The sequence below is a fragment of the Comamonas sp. C24C genome (assembly GCF_053345995.1).
Genome location: NZ_JBKFBC010000009.1, coordinates 68,578 through 88,804, shown reverse-complemented (window position 1 = coordinate 88,804; position 20,227 = coordinate 68,578). Strand labels below are relative to the sequence as shown.

The window sequence follows — 20,227 nt, the reverse complement described above, 5'->3', positions numbered from 1 at the left end:
GTGATCGGTGAAATCGCTCTAACTCGTGCTGCTGAGTGCTATGCGCTGTATCAGCCGCTGGTTCAATGCATGTTGCCCGGCCTGCCAGCCGGCCAGCGTAGCGGCGTCAATCTGTGTGTCCTGGCCGTCGCCCGCGCTCATCAGTCGTTTCCACCAGGTGCCATAGTGCCATGACGACACGTCGCCCGTGATGTCACTGCCCGCGATCTGTCCGCGCAGCGCATCGATCAGCTGCACGGCCTGCTCTTCCAGCATCCGGCCCTGGTCCCAGTTGGTGCGTACGACTTCGGCGGCGAACACATCCTTGTCTATGCTCAGATACGTGTCCTGCGGCCAGTCATGCAGATGGCTGGACAGCGCCTGTACCAGCTCGGCGATATCGGCAAAGCTGCGAAACGCCTTGCCCGCGCCCACGCGCCTGGCCCAGCCGGTGTCCACGCCGCAGCTCCAGTAGGTGAGCTTGCCGGCGCGCAGCGGCCGCAGATAGTTTTCCCAGGCGTGGGCCGAGCCAATGTCCTGCGAGGTAATGCCTGCCACATGGACCTGCGACACGGCGGGGTGCATGGCCACGCGCCGCACCCAGGAGCCGCAGTGCACGCCCCAGGGAAAGCGCATATTGTCGGGGTGGTTGTCCAGCACCACCACGCGCAGCGGATGCTTGGCACTGAAGCCCTTCTGGGCGATGCAGCGCTCGATCAGCGGCCAGCTCAGATGGTGAAAGTCGCCGCTGCCCATGAGCACGGTGCCGTGCTGCGCGGGCAGCTGCTCCTGCATGGCCTGGCTGAAGCGCCTGAAGCTGCGCAGGCCGCAGCCAAAGCGCACCAGCTCCTGCCAATCAGCGAGCGGCAAGCGCCTTTCCTGGGTCAGCGGGCCAACCGATCCGTCGACATCCAGCACCACAGGTGTTTGTTGCATCATGGCTTGTCACTCCACTGGCGATCGCTTTCAAACAGACCGGAAAAGCGCCGGCCCAAAGCGCGCAGCAAGGGGTTGCGGATGAAGACCAGATGTTGCGTCATGGTGAAGCTGGCGCCGAGCTGGGCCTTGACCTCGGGATCGGTCCAGCCCGCCACATAGTGGGACAGACCCCGCTCCAGTGCGTATTCGAGATTGACCATCCAGCTCACGAAATAGAGGTTTGCTTCGCGCGCTGCGGGGTAGGACAGGCCTATGTATTTGTCGATCAGCTTGCCGTCATGCTCGAAGCACAGATTCCAGCCCAGCAGCGCATCGCTTTGCGCGTCGCGATACTCGAACACCATGCCGCCATTGTCCGCATCGCGCAGCAAGTCGGCAAAGAAGCCGCGCGTGAGTTTGTCGAAGTGAATGTCGCTTTGCGCGTACACCGCATCAAACAGCGCGTAGTAGGCATCCACCCGGGCATCAGCGGCAAAGGCTGCGCCGGTGGGGATACGCTGGACGGAGAGCTGTGCGCGGCTTTTGAGCTTGCGCCTGAGGCTGCTGCGGCGGTTTTTGGACAGGCCGGCCAGATACTCGTCCGCACTGGCAAAGCTGATGGGCACATAGGCCAGGGCCTGGCCTTCGAGGGCAATGAACCCCTGCTCCGAAAGCGTGTCAGCCAACTCCTGCGCAAAGCAGTTGTCTTCCTCGCTTAGCAGGGGCGATGCCTGGGGCAAATCCTTGACGATGGTGAGCAGGGTGCGCCCGGCCATGGCGCGCAGCTGCCGGGCCAGCGTCGCGGCATCCACGACGCGCGGCAGCGGCGCATATTCGCTGACGGTGGTGCCGATGAAGTCCGTGGTCAGCCTGAGCTTGGTGCTCAGCCAGCGGCCGCCCGGCCACGACAAAAGACGCGCCTTGAGCGCGTCATCTGCGGTGGTCAGCAAATCGAAAGGGGCGGTGAATGCTGGCGCCGGCCATTCCTTCAGCAAGGCAAAGCCTTCTGGAGGATGGTTGGTGAACTGCTGCAGCAAGCCACTGGGTTCGAGCTGGTTGCGGAAATTTTCCGTCGCCATTTCGCCTTTTTGTAGTCGGTTTTGATGGCGCCTGAGTGTGTCTGCAACGCAGAAAACTGGCACAACCCAAGCAAGAGACAGCGAGCAAGACCTGGGCGGCCCCCGCCGCCGCACAGAGAGGCTGTCGTTCCCCTCCCGAAGAGAGAGGGGGAAGCGGCGGGGCCGCCCAGGCAAAGCCGCTTTTGGGAATCAGGCCTTCTTGGCCTTGGTCAGCAACTGATCCAGCAGCACCATGGCTTCGTCGATCTCGCTGCGCGAAATCATCAGCGACGGAGCGAAGGTGATCACGTTCTTGTAGTAGCCGCCCACGTCCAGCACCAGGCCGCGCTTCTGACCCTGGTACTCCAGGCCGCCTTCGAGGCCGATGTCCACCATCTTGTCCAGCAGCGCCTTGTTGGGCGTGAAGCCGTCTTCGGTGCAGATTTCGGCACGCAGCGCCAGGCCCAGACCGTCCACATCGCCGATTTCCTTGTGGCGCTTCTGCAGCTCCTTGAGGCCTTCGAGGAAGTAGGCACCCGATTCGCGCACCTGACGACCGAAGTCCATCTCGTGGGTCATCTTCATGACTTCCAGGCCCAGGGCCGTACCCAGCGGGTTGGAGGCAAAGGTGGAATGGGTGGAGCCGGGCGGGAACACCGTGGGGTTGATCAGCTCTTCGCGAGCCCACAGGCCGGACAGCGCATTCAGACCATTGGTCAGGGCCTTGGCAAACACCAGCACATCGGGCTGGATGCCGAAGTTTTCCACCGACCACAGCTTGCCGGTACGCCAGAAGCCCATCTGGATTTCATCGACCACCAGCAGTACGCCGTGGTCGTCCAGCACCTTCTTCAGGCCGGTAAAGAAGTTGGCAGGCGGGATCACGTAACCACCGGTGCCCTGAATGGGCTCGATGTAGAAGGCTGCGTATTCGCACTGGTTGGTCTTGGGGTCCCAGACCGCGTGGTATTCGTTTTCGAACTTGCGACGGAAGTCGGCCACGATGGATTCCGCGTACTCCTCTGCCGTCATGCCCTTGGGGCGGCGGAAGGGGTAGGGGAAGGGGATGAACTGTGCTCGGTCGCTGAAGTGGCCGAAACGGCGGCGATAGCGGTAGCTGGAGGTGATCGAGGAAGCGCCCAGCGTACGGCCGTGGTAGCCGCCTTCGAACGCGAACATCAGGCTCTTGCCGCCGCTGGCGTTGCGCACGACCTTCAGCGAGTCCTCGATGGCTTGCGCGCCGCCCACGTTGAAGTGCACGCGGCCGTCATGGCCCCATTTGCCCTTGGCGTCTTCGGCAATGAACTTGGCCAGTTCGATCTTGGTGGGGTGCAGATACTGGCTGGCCACCTGGGGCAGCTCCTGCAGTTGCTCGATCATCTTGGCTTCAAGACGCTTGTTCTTGTAGCCGAAGTTGACGGCCGAATACCACATCTGCAGATCGAGGTAGGACGTGCCGGCATCGTCGTACATATAGCTGCCTTCGCAGCCCGTGAAGATCTTCGGAGGATTGACGTAGTGGACGGTGTCGCCAAACGAGCAGTATTTGGCTTCGTCAGCCAGCAATTGGGCAGTATTGATCACAGCAGAAAGCGCTCCGCAAAAATGGATTCGGTCAACGGTATGCGGCAGCAGTGTGCGTTTGCAATATTTCCGGGCTGTCGAGCATTTGTGTGGGAATTGTGGAGAGGTCCTTATTGCCGGCTTGCTGCGGCATCAAGGACTTGAAACCGGCATGGCAGCTCTGCCGCTGCGGTTTCTGCAGGCCCAAGGCCCCGGGGCCGAGTCGCCACAGGCTGGCCAGGTGGCGCGGAGGCCGCCGCGGCGGGCCGATCAGCCCAGGGCCACCACGCGCAGCACCTCGGCTCCATAGGCATCGAGCTTCTTGGTGCCCATGCCGCTCACGCCCCGCAGCTCCTGCAGGCTCTGGGGATTGAGTTCGGCAATCGATGCCAGCGTGGCGTCGTGGAAGATCACATAGGCCGGCAGATTGTGAGACTTGGCCACTTCGGCGCGCCAGGCCTTGAGGTTGATGAAGCGAACCTGTGCATCGGGGCCCAGATTGACCGCAGCCGCATTGGCGGCGGACTTCTTGCTCTGCTTCTTGCTGCGTGAAGCGGCCACGGCCTCGCGCAGCTGCACCTGTATCTCGCCCTTGAGCACGGCACGCGAGCCCGCGGCCAGACACAGGGTGTCGAACACATGGCCGCTGTTTTCGCTCACTACCTTGTGCAGGCCCAGGGCCCCCGTGGCCAGCAACTGGCGCATCACGGCGCGCAGCTGCGGCTCCGAATACTCCTTGCCGATGCCGAAGGTGGACACCTTGTCGTGCTCGTACTGCGTGACCTTGTCCGTCTCCTTGCCGCGCAGCACGTCCATGATGTGGCCCGCACCGTAGGTCAGGCCGCTGGCCTCGTGCACGCGGAAGATGGTGGAAAGCAGCTTGCGCGCCGCATCCGTGCCGTCCCATAGCGCGGGCGGCTCCAGGCAGTTGTCGCAGTTGCCGCAATGGGTGCGGGCAACGGCCTGCAATGGCTTGCCATCCAGGCTCGGCTCCTGCCCATACTGCTCGCCAAAATAGGCCAGCAGGCGCACACGGCGGCAGTCCGTGGCCTCGGCCAGACCGAGCAGGGCATCGAGCTTGCCGCGCATCACCTGCTTGAACTGCTCCTCGGCCGGGCTCTCGTCGATCATGCGGCGCTGGTTGACCACGTCGCTGAGACCGTAGGCCATCCAGGCATCGGCGGGCAGGCCGTCGCGGCCCGCACGGCCGGTTTCCTGGTAGTAGCCCTCGATGTTCTTGGGCATGTCCACATGGGCCACAAAGCGCACATCGGGCTTGTTGATGCCCATGCCGAAGGCAATCGTGGCGCACATCACCACGCCTTCTTCGCGCAGAAAACGGTCCTGATGGTTCTGGCGCATTTCCTGGGGCAGGCCCGCGTGGTAAGGCAGGGCATTGATGCCGTTTTGCACCAGGGTCTGGGCCAGCTCCTCGACACGCTTGCGCGACTGGCAGTAGACCACGCCGGCCTCGCCCTCGTGCTCGCGTTCGATAAAGCGCAGCAGCTGGTTGCTGACGTCCTTTTTCTCGGCGATCTTGTAGCGGATGTTCGGGCGGTCGAAACTGCTGATGAAATGCTGGGCCGCTTCCAGCTGCAGGCGCTCGATGATGTCGGCGCGCGTCAGCGCATCGGCAGTGGCCGTCAGCGCGATGCGCGGCACATCGGCATAGCGCTGGTGCAGCACGCTCAGCGCGCGGTATTCGGGGCGGAAGTCGTGTCCCCACTGGCTCACGCAATGCGCTTCGTCGATGGCGAACAGCGACAGCTTGCCCTGGGCATGCAGGTCGTCGAGCAGACCCAGAAAACGCGGCGTGTTGAGTCGCTCGGGAGCGGCGTAGAGCAGGGTGATGTCGCCGCTTTGCAGGCGCAGCTCCACCTCCTGCGTCTCGTCGTAGCTCAGGGTGGAGTTCAGATAGGCGGCGCTGATGCCGGCCTCATGCAGTGCGCCGACCTGGTCGTGCATGAGCGCGATCAGCGGCGAGACCACGATCGTCACGCCATGGCCGAGTTGCTGGCGCGCAATGGCCGGAACCTGATAGCACAGTGATTTGCCGCCGCCCGTGGGCATGAGCACCAGCGCATCGCCGCCGTTGATGACATGCGAGACGATGGCCTGCTGGGGGCCACGGAATTGCTCGTAGCCAAAAACGGCTTGCAGAATGGATTGCGCGGAAGACACCGGGTACTCTTGAATCGATAGCTGGTAGCGCTTGCTGTATATGGGTTTGAGGTGGATTTGACCTCAGATGCAAGCATCAGGACTGGCCCTATTGTGCGCCGCGACCCGACGCGCTGCCCGGGCCGGGTTATGCGCAATCAGCCAGCCTGCCCTATGGTGGAGGGCGAAAAATGCGCATCCAGCTCGTAGAGATCGGCGGGATAGGTCAGGCGCACAAAGGTGATGGGCAACTGCCCGGTCCAGGTGCGGCGGTCGATCACCAGGCAGGGAAAGCCGGGCTTGATCTCCAGCAGGCCGGCGGTTTCCTCGCTGGCTGCCTCGGCGCGGATGCGGTGTTCGGCCGAGCTCCAGGGCACATGGTTGACCATCCAGGAGCTGGGGCTGTGCTCGGTGAACGGCTCGTGCTCGGCGTCCGGCACGGATTCGAGATTGATCAGGCGGTCTTCGATACAGAACGGCCGGGATCCCGCCATGTGCAGGCACAGCACATGGACGATGGCGGCCGGCCGGACCATGCGCATGGCCTCCATGTCCTCGCGCGTGCTGCGCCGCTGCGTGCGGCCGAGCAGCCTGCTCGAATACTCCTGACCCATGCCCAGCACCACCTGGCGCAGATCGGGGATTTCGAGCACGGCAGAGCTGGTTTGCGGGCGCGTCACAAAGCTTCCCGCCTTGCGCTTGCGCACCAGCAGACCGGCCTCTGCCAGCTTGTTCAGCACCTTGCTCACCGTCATGCGCGAGCATTGGTAATGGACGGTCAGCTCCATCTCCGACGGGATGCGATAGCCGGGCGGCCAGCGGCCACTGAGAATGTTCTGTTCGATCTCGGTGAGAATTTTCCCGTGCAGCGACATGGAAGAGTGTTTGTCCATGGAGTGGATTACACCAGCAAATCCGGCCGGATGCCGCTGCGCCTTTCTATGCGTTCAATACGGAGCGCGCGATGATGGTGCGCTGAATCTCGGAAGAGCCTTCGTAGATGCGCAGGATGCGGGCGTCGCGCACATAGCGTTCCAGCGGCATCTCACGGGTATAGCCGTAGCCGCCATGGATCTGCAACGCTTCGTCGGTCACGAAGCTCACCATCTCCGAGGCGAACAGCTTGGCCATGGCCGACTGCTGGGTGAAGGGCTGCCCCTGCTGGCGCAGTGCCAGGGCCTGCATGGTCAGGCCCCAGGCAGCTTCCAGGCGCAGCTTCATGTCGGCAAGCTTGAACTGTATGCCCTGCTTGTTGGCGATCGGTTCGCCGCCCACCAGGCGCTGGTTGGCCCAGTCGGCCGCCGCCTTGAGCGCGGCCTCGGCGATGCCCAGCGAGGTCGCCGCCACGTCCAGGCGGCTGTTGTCCAGCACTTTCATGGCGGTCTTGAAGCCGGTGCCCTCGGCGCCGAGGCGATTGGCCGCCGGGACGCGTACGCCGTCCAGCGAAACTTCAAAAGCATGGCCGCCGCGGATGCCCATGAGCTTTTCGGGCGACGAAATCTGTATGCCGGGCAGCTCGCGCGGCACGATGAAGGCACTGACACCGCGTGCCGCAGCCTCCGCATCGGTCTTGGCGAAGACCACCATGAAGCGGGCCTCTGCCGCATTCGAGATGAAGTGCTTGACGCCCGTGATCAGATAGTCGTCGCCGTCGCGCACGGCCCGGGTGCGCATGTCTGCAGGGTGAGAGCCGCCACGCGGCTCGGTCAGCGCGAAGGCCGCCAGCCATTCCCCGCTGGCGCAGCGCGGCAGCCATTGCTCACGCTGGCTGTCATCGCCGCCAATGAGAACGGCATCCGTGCCCAGGTAGTGGGCACCGATCATGGACGAGGTCGCTGCACAGGCACGCGAGATGGCGACCAGCGACATCAGCATGGCGGTGGGGGTGACGCCCGGCCCACCGAAGCGCTCCGGCAGATTCATGCCCATCACGCCCAGCGCGGAAAGGCCGGGCACATGGCGCGTGGCGGAAAAGGCTTCCTCGTCCATGGCCTGGGCCAAGGGCGCCAGGGTTTCCTCGGCAAAGCGTGCAACGGCATCGGCAACGGCCTGATCTTCTTCGGTCGCGCCCAGACGAATCAATGACATGGCGGTCTCTCCTTGTTTTCTTGCTATCAAAATCAACCCAGGGCGCCTGCTTCGCGCAAGGCGGCAATGGCGTCCGTGCTGCGGCCCAGCCAGCTTTGCAGCAGCAGCTCCGTGTGTTCGCCCAGGGCCGGTGCGCGTTGCGCACGATTGGGCAGTGCGCCGCTGAAGTGCACGGGCTGTGTCGGCAGCTGCAGGCCCGGAAGGCGTTCGTCCTCGACCTCGCAGAGCAGGCCACGCGAGCGGATCTGCTCGGAATTCAGGGCCTGCTCGATATTCCAGATGGGAGCTGCGGGAACCCCTGCGCTCTCCAGCCGCGCGACCACATCGGCCACATCGTGCTGCGTGCTCCAGCCCTCCAGCGCGGCGCGCAAGGCGGGCTCGTTGGCCGAGCGGGCTTCGTCGCTGGCAAAGCGCGGATCGCTGGCCAGCTCGGGCAGATCCATGGCGGCTGCGGTGGCATCGAACAGCTTCTTGTTAAGCACGGCCAGGGCGTAATGGCCGTCACGTGCCCTGTAGACGCCGAACGGCGCCGAGAGCGGATGCCGGTTGCCCACACGCCGCGCAGGCTGGCCGGTGAACAGATAGCGCGACATCGATGTCGCCAGAAAGCTCAGCGTGGTGTCGAACATGGCGACATCGACATGCTGACCGACTCCGGTTCTCTGCGCCTGCAGCAGGGCCGCCAGTGTCGCCCAGGAGGCAAACAGGCCTGCAACCACATCGCTGACCGCTTCGCCGACCAGGGTGGGCGCACCTTGCGACTCGCCGGTGGCCTCCATCAGGCCGCTCATGGCCTGAACAATGATGTCGTAGGCAGGGCGGTGGGCCAGCGGGCCGGTCTGGCCGAAGCCGGAGACGCTGACATACACCAGCCGGGGATTGAGGGCGCGCAGCGTTTCGGGGCCGATGCCCAGGCGCTCGGCTACGCCAGGCCTGAAGTTCTCGACCACCACGTCGACCTGCCGGGCCAGCTCATGCACCACGGCGACCGCGTCCGCATGCTTGAGGTCCAGCACCAGGCTTTGCTTGTTGCGATTCATGACCGTGAACAAGGCGCTTTGCCCGTTCTTCATGGGTCCGATGGCGCGGTAGTCGTCGCCCTGGGGCGGCTCCACCTTCACGACTTCCGCGCCCAGATCGGCCAGCAAGGCCGTGGACATGGGGCCCGCCAGAACCCGGGTGAAGTCGAGGATGCGGATGCCGTCCAGCGGACGGGATGCAGATTTTTCGGTGGATTCAGGCATGGGATTCCCGCTGTTGATCTGAAGCGATGTCTGCATGCTGCCCAAAACATGAATCAATGGAAAATATTCATTTCCCATTCACTGGATTCGAAAAATTGATTCAGATAAATCTGCGACAGCTGGAGTACTTCGTGGCTGCGGCACGCCATGGCAGCACGGCCAGGGCGGCGCTGGCCACCAATGTTTCACAACCCTCCATTTCCAAGGCGATTGCCGACCTCGAAGCCCAATGGGGCGAGCAACTGTTCGTGCGCAAACATGCCGTCGGACTGGACCTGACCGCGGCCGGGCTGGCCAGAAGCCGGGAGGCCCTGAGCCTGCTCGAAGCAGCGCAACTGCTTCAGGAGCCACGCAAGCAGGCGGTTTCCGGCACGCTGAGGCTGGGCTTTCTGAGCACTTTGGGCGCGCTGTGGATTCCGCAGTTGCTCACCCAGATGCAAAAGCGCCACCCGTCCATAGATATCGAGCTGATCGAAGGGGACATCGCCTCCCTGACGCGGCAAGTGGAGCGCGGGGAGATTCATGCCGCACTGCAATATGACCTGGGCCTGGCTCGCCCTTTGCTGACCATGCACCCGGTTGCCGCATTGCCGCCCTATGCCTTGTTGCCTGCCAGGCATGCCCTGTCTGCGGCGCCCAGCGTGAGCCTGGCGGAGCTGGCCCAGTCGCCGTTGCTGCTGATCAACCTGCCGCAGAGCCGCGAATACTTTCTCTCGCTGTTTCGGGAAGCGGGCGTGGTTCCCACGGTGAACTATGAACTGGCGTCGATAGAGCTTGTCCGCTCCATGGTCGCCAACGGGCATGGCGTCAGCGTTCTGACCACGCGGCCGGTGGTCGACCGAACCCACGACGGCAAGCGGCTGGTCTGCAAAAGAATCAAGGGCCGCGTCGCCAAGCAGGCCGTGGTGCTGTCGGTGCCCAGGAGCAATGCCTCGGCGCTGATTGCACCATTTCTGACCGTGGCAAAAAGCGTGATTGCACCCGACTAGCGCAACCCGGGTGCGGTTTTGGTGCGCGTCCCCAGGAGCCGGCGGAGGCGGTCTCTGGGCGAGCGAGTTGGCACATAGCTTGCTCTTGTGGATTGTTGACTCATGTCTATACAGCTGGGAAATGCGGCATCTATGACGCTCGGGTAAGCCTGTATATACATGTTCAATCAGCAATCGCAAACTTCGCTGTCTGCACTGTCGTGCAAGGCTTGAAGTCCGCATCAACAACCGAACTGCTCTGGCATCGACCGAGGAGAGTCCCATGAAATCGACACGTCGCGTTCCAATCTGGCAACTGGCATTAGCCGCAACCGTTCTAGTGTCTGCTGCACAACATGCAGCGGCTCAGGAGACCAAGATCGTCCTGGGCATGTCGGGATGGACAGGCTTCGCGCCGCTGACGCTCGCGGACAAGGCCGGGATCTTCAAGAAGAACGGCCTCAATGTCGAAATCAAGATGATTCCCCAGAAGGACCGGCATCTGGCTCTGGCCTCGGGTGCCGTGCAATGTGCCGCCACCACCGTGGAGACGCATGTGGCCTGGAACACCAATGGCGTGCCCATCGTGCAGATCTTCCAGATGGACAAGTCCTATGGCGCAGATGGCATTGCCGTGCGCAACGACGTCAAGAACTTCGCCGATCTGAAAGGCAAGACCGTCGCCGTCAGCGCACCGGGCACGGCTCCCTACTTCGGTCTGGCCTGGATGCTGAACAAGAATGGCATGACCATGAAGGACATCAAGACCGTGTCGCTGGAGCCCCAGCCTGCGGCCCAGGCCTTTGTCTCCGGGCAGAACGATGCGGCCATGACCTATGAGCCCTACCTGTCCACGGTGCGCGCCAACCCCAGCGCCGGCAAGATTCTGGCCACCACCATCGACTACCCGATGGTGATGGATACCGTGGGCTGCGATCCCAAGTGGCTCAAGGCCAACACGGCAGCCGCCAAGGCGCTGACCCAGTCCTATTTCGATGCCATCGCCATGATCAACTCCGACAAGGAAAAGAGCTACGAAATCATGGGTGCGGCCGTCAAGCAAAGCGGCGAGCAGTTCGGCAAGTCGGCAGCCTTTCTGAAATGGTCGGACAAGGAGGCCAACCAGAAGTTCTTTGCCAGCGATCTGCTGCCTTTCATGAAGGAGTCTGCCGCCATCCTCAAGGAAGCCGGCGTGATTCGCAGCATTCCTGAGAACTACGGCGTCATGTACGACGCCAGCTTCATCAAGTAAGCGCAAAGAGGTTGCACATGGAAGCGGTATCACCTTCTATCAAGTCTGCATCACCCGCATCGGTTCAGGTGGCATCGCCTTCCGTGAGGCCGGCTCGCCGGCGCTATATGGCCCCTCTGGAGCCTGTCAGTCCCAAGGCCAAATGGCTGCTGGGCACGGGCTTCTTCGTGCTGTTCCTGCTGATCTGGTCGGCCGTCACCTTTGGCGGACTGGTCTCTCCGACCTTTCTCGCCAGCCCGCTGACGATGCTGCGCGAAGGCATTCTGCTGTTCACGGAGTTCGACTTTCACCATGACATCGGCATGACCGTATGGCGCGTCATGGGCGGCTTCATCCTGGCCAGCATCGTGGCCGTGCCGCTGGGCATTGCCATGGGGGCCTGGAAGCCCGTGGAGGCGTTCTTCGAGCCCTTTGTCTCGTTCTGCCGCTACCTGCCCGCCTCGGCCTTTATTCCGCTGCTGATCCTCTGGGCCGGCGTGGGCGAGGCCCAGAAGCTGCTGGTCATCTTCATCGGCTCGGTGTTCCAGATCACCCTCATGGTGGCTGTGACCGTGGGCGGTGCGCGCAAGGACCTGGTGGAGGCCGCCTACACCCTGGGCGCCAGCAATACCGGCATCGTCAAGCGGGTGCTGATTCCCGGTGCTGCCCCTGGCATTGCGGAAACCCTGCGTCTGGTTCTGGGCTGGGCCTGGACCTATGTGATCGTTGCCGAGCTGATCGGCTCGTCCTCGGGCATCGGACACATGATCACCGACAGTCAGGCACTGCTCAATACCGGACAGATCATCTTCGGCATCATCATCATCGGGCTCATCGGTCTGGTGTCGGATTTCATCTTCAAAACCGTCAACCGTCGCATGTTCGAATGGAGTTCCCTGTGATGAACCAGCTGTCCATTCAAGGCGTTTCGCGCACCTTCACCAGCCACAAAGGCGTCAGCACACAGGCGCTGCTGCCGGTGGATTTCGAGGTCCGGGAGAACGATTTCGTGACCATTCTCGGGCCCTCCGGCTGCGGCAAATCGACGATGCTGCGCATTGTTGCGGGTCTGGATTTCCCGACGACGGGGCAGGTGCTGCTGGACGGGAAGCTGGTGCAGGAGCCCGGCGCCGACCGCGGCATGGTGTTTCAGAGCTATACCTTGTTCCCCTGGCTGACCGTGGCCCAGAACATCCGCTTCGGGCTGCGCGAGAAAGGCGTGAGCGAAGCCGTCCAAAAAGAGCGCAGCGACTACTTCATTGCCAAGGTGGGCCTGCGCGGGTTCGAGAATCACTATCCCAAGCAGCTGTCGGGCGGCATGCAGCAACGCACGGCGATCGCGCGTGCGCTGGCCAACGACCCCAAGATCCTGCTCATGGACGAGCCCTTCGGTGCGCTGGACAACCAGACCCGGGTGCTGATGCAGGAATTGCTGCTGGGCATCTGGGAGGCCGAACGCAAGACGGTGATGTTCGTGACCCACGATATCGATGAAGCCATCTTCATGGCCAATCGCGTGGCCGTGTTCAGCGCGCGTCCGGGGCGCATCAAGGCGGACATTCCGGTTCACCTGCCGCACCCTCGGCATTACACCGTCAAGACCTCGCCCGAGTTCATGGAGCTCAAGGCCCGGTTGACGGAAGAGATTCGCGCCGAGTCACTGGCTGCGGCTGCTCACTGAGGCCCGCATCATGAATGTCCGAGATCCTGCCCAGCGTAAAACGGCTCCTGCAGCCCAGATGCCGCTCGCGTTGTATCAGCAGGTCAAGGACCATGTGCTGCGCAAGATCGGCGACGGCTCGCTGGCGGCCGGTGCGCGCGTGCCTTCCGAGCAGGAGCTGGTCAACGAGTTCGGCGTGGCGCGCATGACGGTGAACCGCGCACTGCGCGAGCTGGCCGAGCAGGGCGTGATCGTGCGTGTGGCGGGGGTCGGCTCCTTCGTGGCCGAAGAAAAGCCGCAATCGACCCTGCTGCGCATTGCCAATATCGGTGAAGAGATCACCCAGCGCGGCCACGATCATCGCTTCGAGCTGCTCGATATGCGCCGCGAGTCCGCCTCGCCCGAAGTCGCTGCGGCGCTGGATCTCGCGGTCGGCGCTTCGGTCTTTCATCTGCACGGCGTGCACTTCGAAAACGAGCTGCCGGTGCAGATCGAAGACCGCTATGTGAACCCCCGGCTGGTCCCTGACTTCATGGACCAGGATTTCTCTGCCGTGCAGCCCTCGGTCTATCTGGTGCGCAATGTGCAGTACGACCAGATCGAACATGTGGTCGATGCGATCTTGCCGACGGCCGAACAGGCCCGACTGCTGCAGATGGCTATCGACCAGCCTTGCCTGATGCTCACGCGCCGTACCTGGCTGCGCGGCGTCCCGATCACCTGGGTGCATTGCGTGCATCCAGGCATGCGCTACCGACTCGGTAGCCGTTTCCGAACCGATTCAGTGCACGGCGGCTGATCCCGGCCAGGCCCTTGAATCCCTCAGTACGTTTTTGTTTCTCTTGACTGTATAGACAGGTATAGCCATGAACACTACCACCACCCAAGAGCTCTCGAACTCCGAACTGGAACTGCATCCCGGCGAGCTCACGCTGGCTCAGCTGCGCCGCATTCAGGACGGCGGCGTGCAGCTCAGCATGGCGCAGACCGCCTATGGCGCCATGCGCAAGGCCGAAGCGCATGTGCAGCACATCGTCGATGAAGACCAGGTGGTCTACGGCATCAACACCGGTTTCGGCAAACTGGCTTCGACCAAGATCGCGCATGAGCGTCTGGCCGAGCTGCAGCGCAATCTGGTGCTTTCGCACAGCGTGGGCACGGGTGATCCGCTGCCGGACCATGTGGTGCGTCTGGTTCTGGCCACCAAGGCCGTGAGTCTGGCCCGCGGGCATTCGGGAGCCCGCACGGCGCTGGTGGACGCGCTGCTGGCGCTGGCCAATGCCGATGTCCTGCCCGTGATTCCCTCCAAGGGTTCGGTGGGCGCTTCGGGCGATCTGGCGCCACTGTCGCACCTGGCCTGCGTGCTGATCGGCGAGGGGCAGGCCAAAGTGGACGGCAAGCTCGTCTCCGGCCGCGAAGCCATGAAACATATCGGTCTGGAGCCCTTTGTGCTGGGCCCCAAGGAAGGGCTGGCACTGCTCAACGGCACCCAGGTCTCCACCTCGCTGGCGCTGGCGGGTCTGTTCCAGGCTGAAAGCGTGCTGGCCGCAGGCCTGGTGGCCGGTTGCCTGACGCTGGAAGCCATACAGGGCTCCATCAAGCCCTTCGATGCGCGCATTCACGAGGCCAGAGGCCAGCAGGGGCAGATTGCCGTGGCCGCCGCCGTGCGTTCCCTGCTGGACGGCAGTGCCATCGATCCCTCGCACCCCAATTGCGGACGTGTGCAGGATCCCTATTCCATCCGCTGCGTGCCGCAAGTCATGGGTGCCTGCCTGGACAACCTCAGCCATGCTGGGCGCGTGCTGGTCATAGAAGCCAATGCCGCCTCGGACAATCCGCTGGTGTTCGACAACGGCGATGTGATTTCGGGCGGCAACTTCCATGCCGAACCCGTGGCCTTTGCGGCCGACATCCTGGCGCTGGCGATTGCTGAAATCGGTGCCATCTCCGAACGTCGCATGGCCTTGCTGCTGGACACCGGACTGTCGCGCCTGCCGGCCTTCCTGATCGAGGACAGCGGCGTCAACTCGGGCTTCATGATTGCCCAGGTCACGGCGGCCGCCCTGGCGGCCGAAAACCAGTGTCTGGCGCACCCAAGCAGCGTGACCAGTCTGCCCACTTCGGCCAACCAGGAAGACCATGTCTCCATGGCCACCTATGGCGCGCGTCGCCTGGCCGACATGGCCAGGAACACGGCGGTGATCGTGGGTGTGGAGGCCATGGCCGCAGTCCAGGGCATGGACTTCGACCGCCGACTCAAGAGCTCGCCGCTGATCGAGGAGCAGTACGCGCTGATCCGCAGTCAGGTGCCCTATCTGGACAAGGACCGCTACCTGGCGCCCGATATCGAAATCATGCGACTGTGGGCGCTGGAAACCGCCTGGCCCGAGGTGTTGCAGAGCATTCTGCCGAGCAACGCGGCCTGAGCCAGCGCCATGTCGTCACGCCGCAAGCATCGGGCAGTAGCGGTTCTCGCTGCGGCAGGGCGACATTCCGGCAGCGCTTGCCCGGGCGGCGGGTCAGAAGCTGCCCGCGAACTGGTAGCGCGATGCCGGGTGCCACAGGGCCGAAACCGAGGCCACTTGGCCCTGGGAGCGGGTTCTGCGGCGCAGCACCAGACAGGGTTCGGTGACCTCCATGCGCAAAAGCTCCGCCACCTCTGGCGTGGGCATGCTCGCCTCGATGGAGAAACTCACGCCCTGCAGTGGAGCCACGCGCACCAGATAGGCATTCGGCGTCTGGCTTGCAAAGTCCTGGCTCAGATAGTCGGGAGCCACGGCCGGGTTCACATAGCGGTCTTCGACCTGGATGGGGACATCGTTTTCGAAGTGCACGACCACGGAGTGAAACAGATGGGGGGCGGCGTTCAGCTCGAACTGGCGCAGCAGGGCGGTGTCGACCTTGCTGCGCTCGAGACGCTGCAGCTCCCCCCGATGGCGGTGACCGCGAGCCGCAATTTCGTCGGCGATATTGCGCAGCTCGACCAGGGTGGCCTGGTACTTCTGCTGGGCCACGAACGTGCCCGAGCCCTGGACACGCGTCAGTGTCTTTTCGTCGCTGAGCTCGCGCAAGGCACGGTTGACTGTCATGCGCGCCACATTGAACTGTTTGACCAGCGCAGCCTCGCTGGGAATGGCCTGGCCTTCCTGCCATACGCCACTGTGGATCTGCTGCAGCACATGGTCTTTGATGCGCTGGAACGCAGGTACGGCGGCGGTGGTATCGGTTCGCGACATAGGGTTTGTTCGGATTAGAAAAGCTGTCTAGATGATTGACGTTGGCAGGAGTAAATCACAAAATTCGTATAGACAACTTTATGGAAATTAATGAAAGTTGTTCGGACATATAAGAGACATCCAGAGGGATTGACGGAGCAATTTCATGAGTATTGATACAGCAACGCTGGGTTCCTCTGGCGCCATCGAGAGCAGAACCATCGACATGGTTCCGGAGAGCGAGCGCCACGGCACGCCCTCCAGCCAGTTCACTCTCTGGTTCGGTGCCAACATGCAGATCACGGCGGTGGTGGACGGCGCCCTGGCCGTGGTGTTCGGCGCCGAAGCCATGACCGCCATCCTCGGTCTTGTGATCGGCAACATTCTCGGCGGCATCGTCATGGCGCTGCACTCGGCCCAGGGGCCGCGCCTGGGGCTGCCCCAGATGATCTCCAGCCGCGTGCAGTTCGGCGTCAAGGGCGCGGCCCTGCCGCTGGTGCTGGTGATCCTGATGTATGTGGGCTTCGCGGCCACGGGCACCGTGCTCTCGGGTCAGGCCATCAATCTGATGTTCGGCTTCCACAGCCCTGCGGTCGGCATCATCATCTTCGGCGCCCTCACGGCCCTGGTCGCCGTGGTGGGCTACCGGCTCATCCATGTGGTGGGGCGCATTTCCACCGTGGTCGGCATTCTGGGCTTTGGCTATCTGGCCTGGCAGCTGTGCCACCAGTTCGATGTGGTCTCGGCGTTCGGCCAGAAGCCTTTCACCTGGGCCAGCTTTCTCACGGCCATGGCCCTGTCGGCAGGCTGGCAGATGACGTTCGCCCCCTATGTGGCCGATTATTCGCGCTATCTGCCCACCAAGACCTCGACCGCCGCCACCTTCTGGACCACGTTCAGCGGAAGCGTCATCAGCTCGCAGCTGGCCATGACCTTCGGTGTGCTGGTCGCCGCCCTGGGCGCCAACTTCATCAAGAACCAGGTCGGCTTCATGGGCCAGCTGGCTGGCCCGCTGGCGGTGGTGATCTACCTGGTCATCGTCACCGGCAAGCTCACCGTGAACTGCCTCAATGCCTATGGCGGCTTCATGACCGTGCTGACAACGGTCAGCGCCTTCAACCGGAAAACGCAGTTCACCGCGACATCGCGCCTGCTCTACATCCTGGGCTTTGTGCTGGTGACGGTGCTGGTGGCCCTGCTGGCCAGCTCCAACTTCCTGGCCACGTTCAAGAACTTCGTGCTGCTGCTGCTCACCGTCTTCGTTCCCTGGAGCGCCGTCAATCTGGTGGACTACTACCTGGTCTCCAAGGAAAAAGTGGACATCCCGGCGCTCTATGACAGCCAGGGTCGCTATGGCGCCTACAACTGGACGGCCCTGTCCTGCTATGTGATGGGCGTTGTGGTGCAGATTCCCTTCATCAACCAGGCCATGTATGTGGGCCCGCTGGCCAAGGCCATGAACGGTGCCGACATCTCCTGGATCGTGAGCCTGATCGTCACCTCGCTCGTCTACTACCCGCTGGCCAGGAGAAGCATGAACGTGCCCGGCCAGATGATTTACCCCAGCCCTGCTCCTGCCGCGACCACAGGCGCAGACAGGAACTTTGCTGGTGCCACTTACGCCGTGCAAGCCGGCTGAATCCTCCCACCCATTCTTGAAGGATACGACCATGAACGCCAACGACGCCATCATCAGCGCGGCCAAGCAAGACCCCCGCTACGACGCCAGCCGAGAAATCCGCGCTCCCCGCGGCAGCGAGCTGCACTGCAAGAACTGGCTCGCCGAAGCGGCCTATCGCATGATCCAGAACAATCTGGATCCGGATGTGGCCGAGAACCCCAAGGCGCTCGTCGTCTACGGCGGCATCGGCCGCGCGGCCCGCAACTGGGAGTGCTATGACGAAATCCTGGCTCAGCTCAAGAAGCTCGAAGCCGACGAATCGCTGCTGATCCAGTCGGGCAAGCCCGTGGGCGTGTTCAAGACCCACCCCGATGCGCCGCGCGTGCTGCTGGCCAACTCCAACCTGGTGCCCAAGTGGGCCAACTGGGAAAAGTTCAACGAGCTCGATCAGAAGGGCCTGTTCATGTACGGCCAGATGACGGCCGGCAGCTGGATCTACATCGGTGCCCAGGGCATCGTGCAGGGCACGTTCGAGACCTTTGTCGAGGCCGGCCGCCAGCACTACAACAACGACCTGACCGGCAAGTGGATTCTTACTGCCGGCCTGGGCGGCATGGGTGGTGCCCAGCCGCTGGCCGGCGTGCTGGCCGGCGCCTGCGTGCTGGCCATCGAATGCAAGCAGTCCAGCATCGACTTCCGCCTGCGCACCCGCTATGTGGACAAGCAGGCCAAGGATATCGACGACGCGCTGGCCCTGATCAAGCATCACACCGAAAAGGGCGAGGCCGTCTCCATCGCGCTGCTGGGCAATGCGGCCGAAGTCCTGCCCGAGCTGGTCAGGCGTGCCAAGGCCGGCGGCATCCGTCCCGACATCGTGACCGACCAGACCTCCGCCCATGATCTGATCAACGGCTATCTGCCCGTGGGCTGGTCCGTGGAGCAATGGAACGCCGCCGCGGCCGACCCCGGCCAGCACCCCACGCTCAAGAAGGCCGCCGCCAAGGGCTGCGCCCAGCATGTGCAGGCCATGCTGGACTTCCAGGCCATGGGCATTCCCACGGTGGACTATGGCAACAACATCCGCCAGGTGGCCCTGGACGAAGGCGTGAAGAACGCCTTCGACTTCCCCGGTTTTGTGCCTGCCTACATCCGTCCGCTGTTCTGCGAAGGCAAGGGCCCGTTCCGTTGGGTGGCGCTGTCGGGCGATCCCGAGGACATCTACAAGACCGATGCCAAGATCAAGGAGCTGTTCCCAGAGAACAAGCACACCCACCGCTGGCTGGACATGGCCAAGGAACGCATCGCCTTCCAGGGCCTGCCATCGCGCATCTGCTGGCTGGGTCTGGGCGAGCGCCACAAGGCGGCCCTGGCCTTCAATGAAATGGTCAAGAACGGCGAACTCAAGGCGCCCATCGTGATCGGCCGCGACCACCTGGACTGCGGCTCGGTGGCCAGCCCCAACCGCGAGACCGAAGCCATGAAGGACGGCACCGACGCCGTCTCCGACTGGCCGCTGCTCAACGCCCTGCTCAACACGGCGGGCGGCGCCACCTGGGTCAGCCTGCACCACGGCGGTGGCGTGGGCATGGGCTACTCGCAACACGCCGGCGTTGTGATCGTGGCCGATGGTACGGACGAGGCTGCGGCCCGCCTGAACCGCGTGCTCTGGAACGATCCCGCCACCGGCGTGATGCGCCATGCCGATGCAGGCTACGAGATTGCCGTGGAAGCGTCCAAGCGCCATGGGCTCAACTTGCCGATGGTCAAGTAACTGTCACCCCCTGAGGCGCTTACGCGCCTTCCCCCTCTCTCGCTGCGCGGGAGGGGGACGACAGCCTCGGTGCGGGGCGGCCCTTCCTCGCTGTCTCTCGCCTGGGGCGCGCCAGTTTTAAGCTGCGTTTTGTTGTAGTTTTTGTGCTTTTGATCGATGCAACGCTTTGACCTGAACCAGATTGCGCCCAGCCCTTGGAAGAACGGGGGCGGCAGCACGCGCGAGATTGCCTGCTGGCCGCAGGGCGCGGGCATGGACAGCTTTGGCTGGCGCGTGAGCGTGGCCACGATTGCCCAGGCAGGCCCGTTTTCGGCATTTCCGGGCATAGACCGCCAGATCATGCTGCTCGATGGCGACGGGGTGCGGCTGCACAGCGTCCAGGGCCAGATCGAGCACGCATTGACCGATCGCTGGCAGCCCTTCGCCTTTTCGGGCGATACGGCTCTCGATTGCGATCTGCAGGGCGGGCCGTCCAGCGATTTCAATGTCATGACCCGGCGTGGACAATGGTCGGCAGGGCTGGAGCTGCTCGCCGGCCAGGCCGAGCCGGGGCTCAGCGCTGCGGGACTGTGCATGGTGCTGCAGGGCAGCTGGAAAGCTGCCGACGGCCGGGTGCTGGAGACCGGCCAGGGCCTGTGGTGGAGCAGTACCGGGGCCGAGTCGCTGGTGCCGCAGGGCGAGGATGCCAGGCTGATCCTGGTCAGCCTGACAGCGCACACCTGAAACAGGAGCGGTTTGCGCCTTTGTAACG

General features: G+C 63.3%; 17 protein-coding genes. 9 read left to right on the top strand and 8 right to left on the bottom strand.

Annotated features, from left to right (window positions below):
- Nucleotides 1–18: 18 nt before the first annotated feature.
- The 7 genes from ACLBXN_RS16880 to ACLBXN_RS16850 all read right to left on the bottom strand — a co-directional run bounded on the left by ACLBXN_RS16880 (nt 19) and on the right by ACLBXN_RS16850 (nt 9,088).
- Nucleotides 19–918: an arginase family protein gene (locus tag ACLBXN_RS16880; RefSeq protein WP_447612906.1), complete on the bottom strand. Its 900-nt coding sequence runs from the start codon at nt 916–918 to the stop codon at nt 19–21.
- Nucleotides 915–1,976: a peptidogalycan biosysnthesis protein gene (locus tag ACLBXN_RS16875; protein WP_447612905.1), complete on the bottom strand. Its 1,062-nt coding sequence runs from the start codon at nt 1,974–1,976 to the stop codon at nt 915–917. Before ACLBXN_RS16875 ends, ACLBXN_RS16880 begins: the two co-directional genes overlap by 4 nt.
- A 189-nt stretch (nt 1,977–2,165) precedes the next feature.
- A complete protein-coding gene (locus ACLBXN_RS16870; protein WP_012836646.1) occupies nt 2,166–3,539 on the bottom strand; it encodes an aspartate aminotransferase family protein in 1,374 nt (457 codons plus the stop codon).
- Nucleotides 3,540–3,788: 249 nt separating this feature from the next.
- Complete coding sequence (gene recQ / locus ACLBXN_RS16865) at nt 3,789–5,699, bottom strand: DNA helicase RecQ (RefSeq protein WP_447612904.1); 1,911 nt, start codon at nt 5,697–5,699, stop codon at nt 3,789–3,791.
- Nucleotides 5,700–5,836: 137 nt separating this feature from the next.
- Nucleotides 5,837–6,571: a histidine utilization repressor gene (hutC, locus tag ACLBXN_RS16860; protein ID WP_230629809.1), complete on the bottom strand. Its 735-nt coding sequence runs from the start codon at nt 6,569–6,571 to the stop codon at nt 5,837–5,839.
- Between the two features lie 46 nt (nt 6,572–6,617).
- Nucleotides 6,618–7,766, bottom strand: coding sequence for an acyl-CoA dehydrogenase family protein (locus tag ACLBXN_RS16855; protein WP_447612903.1), 1,149 nt, complete (start codon nt 7,764–7,766; stop codon nt 6,618–6,620).
- Nucleotides 7,767–7,798: 32 nt separating this feature from the next.
- Nucleotides 7,799–9,088, bottom strand: a complete 1,290-nt coding sequence (locus ACLBXN_RS16850) for a CaiB/BaiF CoA transferase family protein (protein ID WP_447612902.1) — start codon at nt 9,086–9,088, stop codon at nt 7,799–7,801.
- Between ACLBXN_RS16850 and ACLBXN_RS16845 the strand changes: the two genes are divergently transcribed.
- From ACLBXN_RS16845 to hutH, 6 genes are all read left to right on the top strand, one after another.
- Nucleotides 9,067–9,999 carry a LysR substrate-binding domain-containing protein gene (locus ACLBXN_RS16845; protein WP_447612901.1) on the top strand — a complete coding sequence of 311 codons (933 nt, stop codon included), beginning with the start codon at nt 9,067–9,069 and terminating at the stop codon, nt 9,997–9,999. The two genes, ACLBXN_RS16850 and ACLBXN_RS16845, sit on opposite strands and share 22 nt — an antisense overlap.
- A gap of 262 nt (nt 10,000–10,261) precedes the next feature.
- A complete protein-coding gene (locus tag ACLBXN_RS16840) occupies nt 10,262–11,230 on the top strand; it encodes an ABC transporter substrate-binding protein (RefSeq protein ID WP_034363122.1) in 969 nt (322 codons plus the stop codon).
- Nucleotides 11,231–11,247: 17 nt separating this feature from the next.
- Nucleotides 11,248–12,111: an ABC transporter permease gene (locus ACLBXN_RS16835; RefSeq protein WP_343677025.1), complete on the top strand. Its 864-nt coding sequence runs from the start codon at nt 11,248–11,250 to the stop codon at nt 12,109–12,111.
- Complete coding sequence (locus ACLBXN_RS16830; protein WP_034375140.1) at nt 12,111–12,890, top strand: ABC transporter ATP-binding protein; 780 nt, start codon at nt 12,111–12,113, stop codon at nt 12,888–12,890. The genes ACLBXN_RS16835 and ACLBXN_RS16830 overlap by 1 nt, the downstream gene beginning before the upstream one ends.
- Nucleotides 12,891–12,900: 10 nt before the next feature.
- Complete coding sequence (gene hutC, locus ACLBXN_RS16825) at nt 12,901–13,668, top strand: histidine utilization repressor (protein ID WP_003059699.1); 768 nt, start codon at nt 12,901–12,903, stop codon at nt 13,666–13,668.
- 67 nt (nt 13,669–13,735) lie between these two features.
- Complete coding sequence (gene hutH, locus ACLBXN_RS16820; protein ID WP_447612899.1) at nt 13,736–15,295, top strand: histidine ammonia-lyase; 1,560 nt, start codon at nt 13,736–13,738, stop codon at nt 15,293–15,295.
- Between the two features lie 93 nt (nt 15,296–15,388).
- Here the strand turns inward: hutH and hutC (ACLBXN_RS16815) are convergent, their stop codons facing one another.
- Nucleotides 15,389–16,105 carry a histidine utilization repressor gene (hutC, locus tag ACLBXN_RS16815; protein ID WP_211458067.1) on the bottom strand — a complete coding sequence of 239 codons (717 nt, stop codon included), beginning with the start codon at nt 16,103–16,105 and terminating at the stop codon, nt 15,389–15,391.
- A gap of 145 nt (nt 16,106–16,250) precedes the next feature.
- Between hutC (ACLBXN_RS16815) and ACLBXN_RS16810 the strand changes: the two genes are divergently transcribed.
- From ACLBXN_RS16810 to ACLBXN_RS16800, 3 genes are all read left to right on the top strand, one after another.
- Nucleotides 16,251–17,723 carry a purine-cytosine permease family protein gene (locus ACLBXN_RS16810; RefSeq protein WP_447612898.1) on the top strand — a complete coding sequence of 491 codons (1,473 nt, stop codon included), beginning with the start codon at nt 16,251–16,253 and terminating at the stop codon, nt 17,721–17,723.
- Between the two features lie 31 nt (nt 17,724–17,754).
- Nucleotides 17,755–19,476, top strand: a complete 1,722-nt coding sequence (gene hutU, locus ACLBXN_RS16805; protein WP_447612897.1) for a urocanate hydratase — start codon at nt 17,755–17,757, stop codon at nt 19,474–19,476.
- Between the two features lie 156 nt (nt 19,477–19,632).
- On the top strand, nt 19,633–20,199 hold the full coding sequence (locus tag ACLBXN_RS16800; protein ID WP_447612896.1) for a HutD/Ves family protein: 567 nt from the start codon (nt 19,633–19,635) through the stop codon (nt 20,197–20,199).
- Nucleotides 20,200–20,227 lie beyond the last annotated feature (28 nt).

Bases quoted from the DNA above. Each gene is read 5' to 3' on its own strand.
- ACLBXN_RS16875 (WP_447612905.1), bottom strand. From the start codon at position 1,976: ATGGCGACGGAAAATTTCCGCAACCAGCTCGAACCCAGTGGCTTGCTG.
- hutC (WP_211458067.1), bottom strand. From the start codon at position 16,105: ATGTCGCGAACCGATACCACCGCCGCCGTACCTGCGTTCCAGCGCATC.
- hutC (WP_230629809.1), bottom strand. From the start codon at position 6,571: ATGGACAAACACTCTTCCATGTCGCTGCACGGGAAAATTCTCACCGAG.
- ACLBXN_RS16800 (WP_447612896.1), top strand. From the start codon at position 19,633: ATGCAACGCTTTGACCTGAACCAGATTGCGCCCAGCCCTTGGAAGAAC.
- ACLBXN_RS16835 (WP_343677025.1), top strand. From the start codon at position 11,248: ATGGAAGCGGTATCACCTTCTATCAAGTCTGCATCACCCGCATCGGTT.
- ACLBXN_RS16830 (WP_034375140.1), top strand. From the start codon at position 12,111: ATGAACCAGCTGTCCATTCAAGGCGTTTCGCGCACCTTCACCAGCCAC.
- hutU (WP_447612897.1), top strand. From the start codon at position 17,755: ATGAACGCCAACGACGCCATCATCAGCGCGGCCAAGCAAGACCCCCGC.
- ACLBXN_RS16880 (WP_447612906.1), bottom strand. From the start codon at position 918: ATGATGCAACAAACACCTGTGGTGCTGGATGTCGACGGATCGGTTGGC.
- hutH (WP_447612899.1), top strand. From the start codon at position 13,736: ATGAACACTACCACCACCCAAGAGCTCTCGAACTCCGAACTGGAACTG.
- ACLBXN_RS16855 (WP_447612903.1), bottom strand. From the start codon at position 7,766: ATGTCATTGATTCGTCTGGGCGCGACCGAAGAAGATCAGGCCGTTGCC.
- ACLBXN_RS16850 (WP_447612902.1), bottom strand. From the start codon at position 9,088: ATGGGAAATGAATATTTTCCATTGATTCATGTTTTGGGCAGCATGCAG.
- ACLBXN_RS16840 (WP_034363122.1), top strand. From the start codon at position 10,262: ATGAAATCGACACGTCGCGTTCCAATCTGGCAACTGGCATTAGCCGCA.
- ACLBXN_RS16845 (WP_447612901.1), top strand. From the start codon at position 9,067: ATGGAAAATATTCATTTCCCATTCACTGGATTCGAAAAATTGATTCAG.
- hutC (WP_003059699.1), top strand. From the start codon at position 12,901: ATGAATGTCCGAGATCCTGCCCAGCGTAAAACGGCTCCTGCAGCCCAG.
- ACLBXN_RS16810 (WP_447612898.1), top strand. From the start codon at position 16,251: ATGAGTATTGATACAGCAACGCTGGGTTCCTCTGGCGCCATCGAGAGC.